Below are 12,585 nucleotides of genomic sequence, written 5' to 3' on the forward strand. Positions count from 1 at the left end.
CGCCCTCGGCCGGCGCGGTGCCGGCGGCGGGCTCACGGCCCTCCGCCGGCTCCCGGCCCTCCGCGGACCTGCGGCCCGGCTCGGCCGCCCGCTGCGCGGACGCCGCGGCCCGCTGGGCCGCCTTCTTCAACGGCTTCAGCTCGAGCCGGCGCTCGTGCTTGCGCTCCGAGCGGCGCTCCGTGCGCCGCTCGGCCTGCTTCTCGGCGCGGCGCTCCCGCTTCGCATCCTCCGGGGCCTTCTCGCCCGGTGCCCCGGCGGCGGGGGTGGCGGTCTCCCGGCGCGGGGCGCGCTCCTTGACCGGGGCGCTGCCCGAGGCGCGCAGCCGCCGGTAGTGCTCGGCCGCCTCCTCCTGGCGCCGGGCCTCGATCCCCGTGGCGATCTCGGCCCGCAGGTGCTCCGGCTCGAGCTCGAACGCGGCCACGAGGTCGAGGGCGTGCGGGCGCAGGCGGGCGAGCAGCCGGTCGATGTACTCGTCGAGGCTGCGCCCGCGCCGCATGGACAGCCGGCCGTAGGAGAGGTACCACGCGAGGTTCTTCTCGATGAGCCGCAGCCCGAAGACGTCGCGCAGCCAGGTGAGCACAGTGCGGGTGCCCGGGTCCTCGACCTGCTCCAGGCCGCGGGTGAAGGCCTCCCACTGCAGCAGCTCGGCGTGGGCGCGCGCCGCGGCGATGATCTTGTGCTGGTTCTCGTTGAACAGCGCCGCGGCCTCCGCTCGGGGGAGCTTGGCGCTGGGCCGCAGGTTCTCCGCGATCTCGGCGACCATGGTCTGCACCCGGTCCGTGAGCAGCGCGCGCTGCGCGGACTCCTCGCGCAGGGCGTTGACGGAGCGGCGGACGTCCCCGGTGTCCCGGAAGGCCTGGCCGAGCTTGCGCAGCCCCGACCGGTGGTAGGTGGCCTCGGTGGCCCGGCCGGCCACGTAGCGGGCCATCACGCCCACGTCGACGTGCTTGAACTCGTCCGCCCAGTCGGAGAGAAGCCGCTTGGCCACGAGCTGCAGCAGCACCGTGTTGTCGCCCTCGAACGTCGCGTAGACGTCCAGGTCGTGGCGCAGGGAGGTGAGCCGGTTCTTGGTCAGGAACCCCGCCCCGCCGCAGGCCTCGCGGCATTCCTGGACGGTGTCGAGGGCGCTCCAGGTGGACAGCGCCTTCAGGGCCGCGGCGAGCGTCTCGAGGTCCTGCCGGTTCTCGTCGGTGTCCTCGCGGCCGGAGAAGACGTCGTCGTACTTGTGCAGCAGCTCCTGGTGGGCGAAGTGCATGGCGTAGGTCTCCGCCAGCCGGGGCAGCAGCCGCCGCTGGTGCTGCTGGTAGTCCATCAGCACCTCCTCCTGGACGTCGGAGGACGCGTTGAACTGTCGGCGCTCGCTGCCGTAGCGGATCGCGATGCTCAGCGCGGCCTTGTTCGCCAGGACGGCCGCGCCGTCGAGGGAGACCCGGCCCTGCACCAGGGTGCCGATCATCGTGAAGAACCGGCGGCCCGGGCTCGCGATGGGCGAGCTGTAGGTGCCGTCCGGAGCCACGGCGCCGTACTTGTCCAGCAGGTGCGTGCGCGGGACCCGCACCCGGGTGAAGTGCAGCCGCCCGTTGTCGATCCCGTTGAGCCCGCCCTTGTGGCCGTCGTCCTCGCCGCCCACGCCGGGCAGGAAGTTCCCGTCCGCGTCCCGCAGGTCCACCCAGAACGCGTGCACGCCGTGGTTCACGCCGAGCGTGACGAGCTGGGCGAAGACCACGGCGGCGCGCCCGTGCACGGCGGCGTTGCCGAGGTAGTCCTTCCACGCCGCCGTGAAGGGGGTGTGGATCTCGAACTCCTCCGTGGCGGGGTCGTACGTGGCGGTGGTGCCGATCGAGGCGACGTCGGAGCCGTGGCCGATCTCGGTCATCGCGAACACGCCCGGGATCTTCAGGTCCCGGATGTCCGCGAGCCAGCGCCGGTGGTGCTCCTCGGTGCCGAGGTTGAGCACCGCGGAGCCGAACAGGCCCCACTGCACCCCGGCCTTGATCTGCATCGAGGGGTCCCCGAGCAGCAGCTCCTCGAAGCCCGAGACGTTGCCGCCCGGGTCGTTGTGCCCGCCGTACTCCTCCGGCAGCCCGCGGCTCATCGCCCCGTGCTCCACCAGCAGGTGCAGCTGGCCCAGGACCCGCTCGCGGTGCTCGTGGTGGGTGAGGCCCGGCTGCTGGTGCAGCCGCTCGTCGAGCAGCATCCGGCGGGTCTCGCGCCGGACCTCGGCCCAGCGCCCGAGCAGCACCTCGCCGAGGGCGGCGACGTCCACGGCGGGCGCCGGGAGCCCGGCGCCGTCCGCGGTGGCGGGCCCGGCGGCGGAGCCGGCTGCGGCGGTGGTCGGTCGGTCGACGGTGGTGGTCATGTTCGCTCCTGTCGTGGGTGACCGGCGGTGGCCGGTGCGGTCACGGGGTGGTGGGGCCGGCCGGGGTCCGTGCCGGCCCGGGCGGTGGTCAGGTCGAGGGGGGCTCCGGCACGGGTGCGCCGGGCGGGCGCAGGCCGTCGACGGCCCAGCCCACGATCAGCTCCGTCATCCGCTCGCGGGACGGTCGCCGCGTGCCCTCGGGGGTGTTCATCCAGGCCTCGCCGGCGCCGCGGACCATGCCGATCGTGGACGCGGCCCAGTAGCTGAGCACCGGCTCCTCGAGCCGGCGCTCGGTGGGGGTGTGGCGCACGTGGGCCTCCGCGAGCAGCCCGCTGACGGACTCGGCGAACTCCTGGATCAGCCAGCGCTCGCCGCCGTCCCCGGCCGGGGCGTCCTCCTTGCCGGAGCGCTCGCCGCGGGCCCGCTCGGCCCGGTGCCGGTCGTGCCGCGAGCGCCCGGGGTCGGGGGAGAGGGCCACGACGAAGCGGTACACCGACGCCGAGCGCTCGATGCTGAGCAGGTACTCCGCGACCATCGCCTCGACCGAGTCCTCGAAGGAGCCGGCCGCGCGGGCCGCCTCCTCGAGCCGGTCGCGCATCCGCGTCACGGTGTACTCGCCGACCGCCCGCTGCAGTCCCGCCTTGTCCCCGAAGTACCGGTAGTAGACGGACTTGGAGGTCTGGCACGCGGTGGCGATCTCCTCCATGGACGCCTGCGCGCCGAGCTCGTCCACGGCGCTGCGCGCCGTGCGGATGAGCTCGATCCGGCGCTGCGCGCGGTGCCGGGCCCAGCGGGAGGAGCGTCCGTCCGTGGCGGGCGTGCCGCCCGGGGCGGCGGAGTCAGTGGCGTCGACCTGTTTCACGATACCCAGAGTATCAGGTATTGTCTTTGGTGACGTGATCATCATCACAACACCACCGAGGAGTTACCTGTGAGCGAGTCCACCCCCGAGCAGACCGTCGAGCCCACCGCCGAGCACACGACCCCCAGCGGCGCCGGACGCACCGGCGTGGCCCGCCGTGCGGTCGTGGTCGGCGCCAACCGCATCCCCTTCGCCCGGGCGCACGGCGCCTACGCCAACGCCGGCAACCAGGACATGCTCACCGCCGCCCTGGACGGCCTGGCCGCCCGCTACGGCCTCGCCGGGGAGCGGATCGGCGAGGTCGCAGCCGGCGCCGTGCTCAAGCACCCCAAGGACTTCAACCTCACGCGCGAGTCCGTGCTCGGGTCCGTCCTGGACCCCCGCACCCCGGCCTTCGACGTGCAGCAGGCCTGCGCCACCGGCATGGAGGCCGTCTCCACGCTGGTCAACAAGATCCGGCTCGGCCAGATCGACTCGGCCGTCGCCGGCGGCGTCGACTCCGCCTCGGACGCGCCCGTCGTGGTGAGCGAGCGGCTGCGCCGGAGCCTGCTCGAGCTCAACCGGGCCAAGAGCACCCCGCAGAAGCTCAAGGCCCTCGCGGGCCTGCGCCCGGCCGACCTCAAGCCGGTGGCCCCCGGCACGGGGGAGCCGCGCACGGGGCTGTCCATGGGAGAGCACCAGGCCCTCACCACCGCCCGCTGGGGGATCTCCCGCGAGGCCCAGGACGAGCTCGCCGCCGCGAGCCACCGCAACCTGGCGGCCGCCTACGAGCGCGGGTTCTTCGACGACCTCGTCACCTCCTTCCGCGGCCTGTCCCGGGACAACAACCTCCGCCCGGACAGCACGGTCGAGAAGCTCGCCGGGCTCAAGCCGGTCTTCGGGAAGTCCCTCGACGCCGGGGCCACCATGACGGCGGGCAACTCCACGCCCCTCACCGACGGCGCCTCCACCGTGCTGCTCGCCTCCGAGGACTGGGCCGCGGAGCGCTCCCTGCCCGTGCTCGCCGACGTCGTGGACGTCGAGGCGGCCGCCGTCGACTTCGTGCACGGCGACGAGGGCCTGCTGATGGCCGGCGCCTACGCCGTGCCCCGCCTGCTGGCCCGCCAGGGCCTGGCGCTCGAGGACTTCGACTTCGTCGAGATCCACGAGGCGTTCGCCGCGACCGTGCTCGCAACCCTCGCCGCGTGGGAGGACGAGCAGTTCGGCCGCGAGCGGCTGGGCCTGGACGGCGCCTTCGGCACCGTGGACCGCAGCCGGCTCAACGTCACGGGCTCCTCGCTCGCGGCCGGGCACCCGTTCGCCGCGACCGGCGGGCGCATCGTCGGCACCCTCGCCAAGCTCCTGCGCGAGCGCGCCGACGAGACCGGCCGCCCCGCCCGCGGGCTCATCTCGGTGTGCGCCGCCGGCGGCCTGGGCGTCACCGCGGTCCTCGAGGCCCGCTGAGCCCGCGCCCCCGACACCCCGCCGACCCCCACAGCAAGGACCCCGCCCCCATGGCAGACACCTATCTCGACCTCGTCAGCTCCGGCCCCGGCGGCCGGCTCGCCCGGCAGCTCGGGCTGCCCGCCCCCGCCCGGCTGCGCCGCCACCGCGCCGGGGACCCGCTCGTGCCTGGGCCCGTCCTCGTGCTGGGGTGGGGGGAGGAGGCCGACCGGATCGCCGCGGCCCTGCTCGGCTGGGACCTCGACGTGCGCCGCCACCCCGACGACGTCCACCGCTTCGGCGCGGTCGTGCTGGCCCTGACCGAGCTCGCCCGGCCCGCCGAGCTGGCCGAGCCCGCGCTCGGCCTGGGCGGGGCGCTGCGCTCGCTCGCCCCCGGCGGCCGGGTGGTCACCGTGTCCCGGCCCGCCCCGGGCATCGGCACGGGCGCGGCCTCGGCCACGCCCGCGGCGGCGGAGCCGCTCGACCCGGCCGTCGCCGCGGCCCGCCAGGCCGTCGTCGGCCTGCTGCGCTCCACCGCCCAGGAGATGCGCGGCGGGGCCACCGCCAACGGCGTCCTGCTCGCCGAGGGCGTCGCCCCCGAGGCCCCCAGCGTGCTGGGCGCCCTGCGGTTCCTGCTCTCCGGGCGCAGCGCCTTCGTCTCCGGGCAGTTCGTGACGGTCGGGGACGACGCCGGGGCCCTGCCCGCGGACTGGGAGGCCCCCCTGCGGGGCAGGGTCGCCGCCGTCACCGGCGCCGCCCGCGGCATCGGCGCACAGATCGCCCGCACGCTCACCGGCGCCGGCGCGCGCGTCGTCGTCGTGGACGTTCCCGCCGCGGGCGAGCCCCTGGCCGCCCTCGCCAACGAGATCCACGCCGTGGCCCTCCAGCTCGACGTCACGGACGAGCACGCCGGCGAGCGGATCCTCGGGCTCGCCCGGGAGCGCTTCGGGCACCTGGACGTGGTGGTGCACAACGCCGGGATCACCCGGGACAAGCTGCTGGCCAACATGGACGAGTCCCGCTGGGCCTCGGTGCTGGCCGTGAACCTCGAGTCGCAGCTGCGGATGAACGACCAGCTCCTGGCGGGGGAGGGCCTCGGCGAGGCGCCGCGGATCGTCTGCCTGGCCTCCACGAGCGGTGTGGCGGGCAACCGCGGTCAGACCAACTACGCCGCCTCGAAGGCCGGGGTGATCGGGATGGTCGCCGCCACCGCGCCCCTGCTGGCCCGGCGCGGCGGCAGCATCAACGCCGTGGCCCCCGGGTTCATCGAGACGGAGATGACCGCCCGGATCCCGGCGGCCCGCCGCCAGGTCGCGCGCCGGCTGAACTCCCTGCAGCAGGGCGGGCTGCCGGAGGACGTGGCCCAGGCCGTGCTGTTCCTCGCCTCGGACGCCGCCGGCGGCGTCAACGGGCAGACGCTGCGCGTGTGCGGCCAGAACCTGGTGGGGGCGTGAGCATGGCCGCCGACCGGCACGAGACCGTGGTCCTGCCCGGCGTCCCCTCGCTGGGCGGGCTCTACGCCCGTGCGGCGGCGGGGGCGGCCGGGGACCTGCTGCCGCGCGCCCTCGCCGACCGGGTGCCGGGCCGGCTGTCCGGCCGGCTGCCCGGCCGGCCGGCCGGGTCGCGCCGCGGCACCGGCGACGCCCCGCTCGAGCTGCCGGCGGTGGCGCACGTCGTCGAGGACGTGGTCGTCGACCCCGCCGGGCACGAGGCGTTCTGCCGCGCGGTCGGGGCGCCGCTGCGCGAGGGCCCCGGCGGCACCGAGGCCTTCTCCGGGCACCTGCACGCCCTGGCGTTCCCCGTGGCCATGAGCGTGCTCACCCGCCCGGACTTCCCGCTGCCGGTCCTCGGCATGGTGCACCTGGCCAACGAGGTCGAGCACCTCCGGGCCGCGGCGGTCGGGGAACACCTCACGGTCACCGCCACCGCCGAGCGGCTGCGCCCGCACCGCTCCGGCGCGCAGGTGGACGTCGTCGCCCGCCTCGCGCGCCGGGACGGCGAGACCGTCTGGACGGGCCGCTCCACCTACCTCGCCCGGGGCGTGCGCGTGCCCGGGACGGCCGACGACACCCCGCGCGCGGAGTTCGTGCCCCCGGCGCCGACCGGGCACTGGCGCCTGGCGGCCGGCACGGGGCGGGACTACGCCGCGGTGAGCGGGGACTGGAACCCCATCCACCTCTCCGGCCCGAGCGCCCGGGCGCTCGGCATGAAGGGCGCCATCGCCCACGGCATGTACTCCGCCTCGCGCGCCCTCGCCGAGGTGGGGGTGCCGCCCGGGACGCCCTTCCGCTGGACGGTCGAGTTCGCGGCCCCGGTCCTGCTCCCGGGCACGGTCGCGGTCGCGATCACCGACGACGGCCGGGGCCCCGGCTGGCGGGGCTCGCGCTTCGCCGGATGGGACCCGCGGCGCAGGCGCCCGCACTTCACGGGGACGGTGGCGCGGCTGGACGGCTGACCCGCCGCCGCGGGCCCGGTCGACGGTGACGTCCGGCGCGTGGGCCACAATGGTCGGGTGAGCCCACAGCAGAGGACAGACGCACGACCCGTCGACGCCACCGGCCAGGACCTCCACCCCGCCCCGCCCAGCGAGGACCTCAAGGAGCAGTACGCGGAGCTCGTGGACCGGGTGCGCGCGGCACGGACCGCCTACTACGTCGAGGACGCGCCCACCATCTCGGACGCGGAGTACGACGAGCTCTACCGGCGGCTCGAGGAGGTCGAGGCGCTGCACCCCGAGCTGGTGGCCAACGACTCGCCCACCCAGGAGGTCGGCGGCGAGGTCTCCGCGGCGTTCACGCCCGTGACGCACCTCGCGCGGATGTACTCCCTCGAGGACGTCTTCTCGATCGACGAGCTCACGGCCTGGCTGGCGAAGGCCTCCGCCTCCATCGAGGCGCTGCCGGACGCGCCGGAGTCCGCGTGGCTCACCGAGCTGAAGATCGACGGGCTGGCCGTGAACCTGCTCTACCGCAACGGCGAGCTCGTGCGGGCCGCGACCCGGGGGGACGGCACCACGGGCGAGGACGTCACGCACAACGTGCGCACCATCGCCACCATCCCCACCGTGCTCACAGGGGAGGACGTGCCCGAGGAGGTCGAGATCCGCGGCGAGGTGTTCATCTCCTCCCGCGACTTCCGCGCCCTCAACGACGCCATCGTGGCCGAGGGCCGGGCGCCCTTCGCCAACCCCCGCAACGCCGCGGCGGGCTCGCTGCGGCAGAAGGACCCGGCGGTCACGGCCCGGCGCCGGCTGTCCATGTACGTGCACGGGGTGGGCGCCGCCACGGGCCTGCACGCCGACACCCAGTCCCAGGTCTACGAGCTGCTCGAGCGGTGGGGCCTGCCCGTCAGCCCGTACTACCGCGTGCTGCCCTCCACGGAGGACGTCCTCGCGTTCATCGAGGAGTACGGCCGCCGCCGCCACGACCTCATCCACGAGATCGACGGCATCGTGGTCAAGGTCGACGACCGCCGCACCCAGTTCCGGCTCGGGCACACCTCCCGGGTGCCCCGCTGGTCCGTGGCCTACAAGTACCCGCCCGAGGAGGTGCACACCCGGCTCAAGGACATCCTGGTCAACGTGGGCCGCACCGGGCGGGTCACCCCGTTCGGGCTCATGGAGCCGGTGCGGGTCGCCGGGTCCACCGTGGAGATGGCCACCCTGCACAACCAGGACGTGGTGCGGGCCAAGGGCGTGCTCATCGGGGACACCGTGGTGCTGCGCAAGGCGGGCGACGTGATCCCCGAGATCGTGGGGCCTGTGGTGGCGCTGCGGGACGGCACGGAGCGCGAGTTCGTGATGCCCACCCACTGCCCGTCCTGCGGCACGGAGCTGCGCCCGGCCAAGGAGGGCGACGTCGACATCCGCTGCCCCAACGCCCGCAGCTGCCCGTCCCAGCTGCGGGAGCGGGTCTTCCACGCCGCCGGCCGCGGCGCGTTCGACATCGAGGCCCTCGGTTACGAGGCCGCCCTCGCCCTGACCCGGCCCGACGAGCCGGAGACCCCGCCGCTGACCAGCGAGGCGCACCTGTTCGACCTCACCCCCGAGGACCTGCGCGAGGTGCGGATCCGGCGGGAGAAGAAGTCGCGCGGCACGCCCACGGGCGAGACCGAGCTCGTGCCCTACTTCTGGACGAAGGGCACGGCCAAGAAGCCCTCCGAGCCCACCGCCACCACCCGCAAGCTGTTCGAGGAGCTCGAGAAGGCCAAGGCGCAGCCGCTGTGGCGCGTGCTCGTGGCCCTGTCCGTCCGGCACGTCGGCCCGACCGCGGCCCGCTCCCTGGCCACGGCCTTCGGCTCGCTGCCGGCCATCCGCGACGCCGACGAGGAGACCCTGGCCCAGGCCGACGGGGTGGGGCCCGTGATCGCCGCGGCCCTCACCGAGTGGTTCGCCGAGCCGTGGCGCCGGGAGATCGTGGAGCGCTGGGCGGCCGCGGGCGTGCGCATGGAGGACGAGGTGGACGAGTCCGTGCCGCGGACCCTCGAGGGCACCACCGTGGTGATCACCGGCACCCTCGAGCGCTTCAGCCGCGACTCCGCGAAGGAGGCGGTGCTGGTGCGCGGCGGCAAGGCCTCCGGCTCCGTGTCGAAGAAGACGCACTTCCTGGTGGCGGGCGAGAACGCCGGCACCAAGCTGGACAAGGCCGAGCAGCTGGGGGTGACCGTGCTCGACGAGGCCGGGTTCGAGCGGCTCCTCGCCGAGGGGCCGGACGCGCTCGCCGGCGCGGCCGGGAGCACCTCCGAGGACGCCGCGGTCGGCACGGAGAACGGCACGGAGAACGGTACCGACGACGAGGACGGGGCCTGAGCATGGGACGCCACGACGACGCGCTGGAGGGCCTCGGCCCGACCGGCGCCCACCTGGAGGAGCTGCTGGAGCTGGCCCTGGCGGCCGCCGAGTCCGGGGCGGAGGTCCTGCGGGGCCGCGACGCCGGCCGGCTGGGCGTCACCGGCAAGTCGGGGGAGGGGGACTGGGTCACCCGCTTCGACGTCGCCGCCGAGCAGGCCGTGCTGCGCACCATCCTGGACCGCCGCCCGCACGACACCGTCACCGGCGAGGAGTCGGGCACGCACCGCCCGGAGCCCCCCTCCGGGATCCGCTGGTCGGTGGACCCGCTCGACGGCACCACCAACTTCATCCGCGGCATCGTCTACTACTGCACGTCCGTGGCCGCCGCCGACGCACAGGGCAACTGGCTCGTGGGCGCCGTCAACGCCCCCGCCCTGCGCCGCACCTACTTCGCCGTGCGCGGGGCCGGCGCGTGGGTGGAGGAGGACGGCGCGTCCCGCCGGCTCGAGGGTCCCGTGCCGGACCGGGCGGGCCGGCTCTACGGCACCGGCTTCTCCTTCGACGCCGACCGGCGCGAGCGCCAGTTCCCCGCCTTCGCCGCCACCATGCGGCAGTACACGGACATGCGGCGCCTGGGCTCGGCGGCCCTGGACCTGTGCATGGTCGCGGACGGCGCGCTCGACGGGTACGGCGAGCAGGGTCTGCACGAGCACGACTGGGCCGCCGGCGCGCTCATCGCCGAGGAGGCCGGCGCCCTCGTGACCCGGCCGGAGCTGCCCTCCCCGGCGGCGGGCGAAGTGCCGGCCGCCGACCGCCTCGCGGCCTGGATCACCGCACGCGAGCGCGGCATTCCGGGCTGAGTGCGGGCCGGGGCCCGGCCCGCTGAACGTGTGAGATGGCTCTCGTCACTTGACCGAGACCAAAACGTTGCCATAGCGTGACCTTCGAAGCGTTCTTCCCGAGGGCATGCCCTCCGCTTCCCGGAGTGCGAACTCCTGCGCCGGCGTCCTTCACGGGCCGGCACCCCTGCAGACCGCGAACGTGTGATACCTCACGACGGGCCGAAAGGGGTAGCGCAACAAAAATCGTTACGCTATCGTGATAATCAGCTTCCCCGAGGATTCCTCCGGGGATCCGGTGTGCCTGGGGTCCGACTCCCGGCGCGCCACCACACCATGCTGGGTGCTGCCGTAACACCGCACGTCGTCTGAAGGGCAGACACCTGTAAGCACTTACCCACCAACACCTTGACGGGTAGACGACGGCGCGAAGACATCCGGGGACGGAAACGAGCGCAGGTGGCCCAGGGAGCATCATGACCAACGCTTTCGCTGTTCGTCGCAACGTCCGTCGCGGTGCCGCCGCTCTGATCCTCGGCGGGACCGCCGTGGGCGCCATGGCCCTCCCGGCCAACGCCGCTCCGGCCTCCACCTGGGACGCCCTCGCCGAGTGCGAGTCCGGTGGCAACTGGGGCACCTCCACCGGCAACGGCTTCTCCGGCGGCCTGCAGTTCACCCCCTCCACCTGGGCCGCCTTCGGTGGCCAGGGCGCCCCGCAGGACGCCTCCCGTGAGCAGCAGATCGCCGTGGCCGAGAACGTTCTCGACGGCCAGGGCTGGGGCGCGTGGCCCGCCTGCTCCGCGAAGCTGGGCCTGTCCGGCTCCGCCGCTCCCTCCGCCAACCCGATGGGCTCCGCGTCCGTGACCCCGCAGTCCGTCGAGGCCCCGGCCCCGATCGAGGCTCCGGCCCCCGCCCCGGTCGCCGCCCCCGAGCCCGGCCCCGTGGCCGCTCCCGTCGAGGCCCCGGCCGCCGTCCAGGCCCCGGTCGTCGAGTACGTGGCCCCCGCCGCCGCCGTGGCCCCGGCCTCGGTCTCCGCCGAGACCTACACCGTGGTCGCCGGCGACACCCTCGGTTCCATCGCCGACAAGCTCGGCATCGAGAACTGGGAGGACCTGTACGCCGCGAACGAGGGCACCATCGCCGACCCGAACCTGATCTTCCCCGGCCAGGTGCTGAACATCCCCGCCTGATCCCCACCGGACAGGCACCGCGCGGCCGCGCCGCGCGAGAGCATGCGAGAGGGCCCCTCCGATCGGAGGGGCCCTCTCGCATGCTCGGCGGGCACCGGCACGGCGCCGACCGTGCGCTCAGCTCACGGCGTGCGCTCGGGCCGGCTCCACAGCCACGGCTCGGCGGGCTCGGCCCCGGCGTCGCCGAAGCTCACGGAGCGCTCCGCGCCCTTGACCCGGTACGGCTGGATCACCGTCAGGGACTCGCCCTCCCGGTGCTGGGTCTCCACGGCCACGGCCGTCTGCCCGGAGCGGTCCGGCAGGGTCACGGGGAAGGCGACCGCGGCGCAGAGGAGGTCGTCCCGCAGCTCCACCGCCCGCGCCCGCAGGGCGTCCAGGGCGGCCTCGGGGCTCAGCTCCTCCGCGTCCTCGGCCGGCAGGCTGTCGAGCTCGTACTCGCCGTCCTTGCGCGCGGTGACGAGGAAGGGGGGAAACGCCCCGTGCTGCCCCAGCTGCTGCTCGGCCACGGCCTGGACGTGGGCCATGACCGTGTCGATCGTCGCGGCGGCGTCCTTGCTGACCCGCTGGCGCCACGCGTTGGCGGCGTCCGTCGCGGAGGTCGCGCGCGCGGCCTTCCCGGAGCGGGCGCCGGGGCGCCCGCTCTTGGCGCCTCGGTCCTTCTTCGTGCGGGCGGGGGTGCTCTTGGCCATGTCCGGGTGCTCCTGTGCGGTGGTCGGTGCGTCCCTCCAGGGTATGCCCCTGCGGGGCCCCCTCCGGCCGGGAAGGAGGGGAGTGCCGCGCGGCTAGACTGGACCGGAAACCACCCCCGATCACGAGCAGGAGTGCGCATGTCTGCGATCACCCGCGAGCAGGTCGCCCACCTGGCGAAGCTCGCGCACATCGAGATGACCGAGGAGGAGCTGCGGTCCATGGCGAAGGAGCTCGACCTCGTCGTCGACTCCGTCGCGTCCGTCAGCGAGGCCGCCGGCCCGGACGTCCCGGCCACGAGCCACCCCATCCCGCTGCAGAACGTCTTCCGCGAGGACGTCGTGGGCGAGACCCTCACCGCCGAGGAGTCGCTGCTCAACGCACCGGACGCCGCCGAGGGCAAGTTCAAGGTGCCCGCGATCCTGGACGAGGAGTAG

10 protein-coding genes are annotated in these 12,585 nt (G+C 74.9%); 7 read left to right on the forward strand and 3 right to left on the reverse strand.

What is annotated here, in order from left to right; all coding sequences use genetic code 11:
- The coding region (locus CK505_RS13075) for an acyl-CoA dehydrogenase (RefSeq protein WP_095651343.1) at positions 1–2,359 on the reverse strand (2,359 nt) is incomplete at its 3' end.
- Positions 2,360–2,447: 88 nt separating this feature from the next.
- The gene (locus CK505_RS13080) at positions 2,448–3,221 is read right to left on the reverse strand and encodes a TetR/AcrR family transcriptional regulator (RefSeq protein ID WP_176475347.1); all 774 of its coding nucleotides are present in this window, start codon (positions 3,219–3,221) and stop codon (positions 2,448–2,450) included.
- Between the two features lie 147 nt (positions 3,222–3,368).
- Here CK505_RS13080 and CK505_RS13085 point away from each other — a divergent pair, with 147 nt between their 5' ends.
- The 6 genes from CK505_RS13085 to CK505_RS13110 all read left to right on the forward strand — a co-directional run bounded on the left by CK505_RS13085 (position 3,369) and on the right by CK505_RS13110 (position 11,461).
- On the forward strand, positions 3,369–4,664 hold the full coding sequence (locus tag CK505_RS13085) for an acetyl-CoA C-acetyltransferase (RefSeq protein ID WP_255250957.1): 1,296 nt from the start codon (positions 3,369–3,371) through the stop codon (positions 4,662–4,664).
- A 50-nt stretch (positions 4,665–4,714) separates the two neighbouring features.
- On the forward strand, positions 4,715–6,097 hold the full coding sequence (locus CK505_RS13090) for a 3-oxoacyl-ACP reductase (RefSeq protein WP_095651346.1): 1,383 nt from the start codon (positions 4,715–4,717) through the stop codon (positions 6,095–6,097).
- A gap of 2 nt (positions 6,098–6,099) precedes the next feature.
- Complete coding sequence (locus CK505_RS13095) at positions 6,100–7,098, forward strand: MaoC/PaaZ C-terminal domain-containing protein (RefSeq protein ID WP_095651347.1); 999 nt, start codon at positions 6,100–6,102, stop codon at positions 7,096–7,098.
- Between the two features lie 57 nt (positions 7,099–7,155).
- Positions 7,156–9,450, forward strand: coding sequence for an NAD-dependent DNA ligase LigA (ligA, locus tag CK505_RS13100; RefSeq protein WP_095651348.1), 2,295 nt, complete (start codon positions 7,156–7,158; stop codon positions 9,448–9,450).
- 2 nt (positions 9,451–9,452) lie between these two features.
- Positions 9,453–10,292, forward strand: coding sequence for an inositol monophosphatase family protein (locus tag CK505_RS13105; RefSeq protein WP_095651349.1), 840 nt, complete (start codon positions 9,453–9,455; stop codon positions 10,290–10,292).
- A gap of 455 nt (positions 10,293–10,747) precedes the next feature.
- The gene (locus CK505_RS13110; protein ID WP_035926415.1) at positions 10,748–11,461 is read left to right on the forward strand and encodes a transglycosylase family protein; all 714 of its coding nucleotides are present in this window, start codon (positions 10,748–10,750) and stop codon (positions 11,459–11,461) included.
- A gap of 122 nt (positions 11,462–11,583) precedes the next feature.
- On the opposite strand, the gene CK505_RS13115 is transcribed toward CK505_RS13110, so the two are convergent.
- Complete coding sequence (locus tag CK505_RS13115; RefSeq protein ID WP_017833832.1) at positions 11,584–12,150, reverse strand: hypothetical protein; 567 nt, start codon at positions 12,148–12,150, stop codon at positions 11,584–11,586.
- Positions 12,151–12,288: 138 nt separating this feature from the next.
- Here CK505_RS13115 and gatC point away from each other — a divergent pair, with 138 nt between their 5' ends.
- Entirely contained in the window at positions 12,289–12,585 is a 297-nt protein-coding gene (gene gatC / locus CK505_RS13120) for an Asp-tRNA(Asn)/Glu-tRNA(Gln) amidotransferase subunit GatC (protein ID WP_017833831.1), read from the forward strand.

The sequence above is a fragment of the Kocuria sp. WN036 genome, from assembly GCF_002287015.1.
GTDB lineage: Bacteria > Actinomycetota > Actinomycetes > Actinomycetales > Micrococcaceae > Kocuria > Kocuria rosea.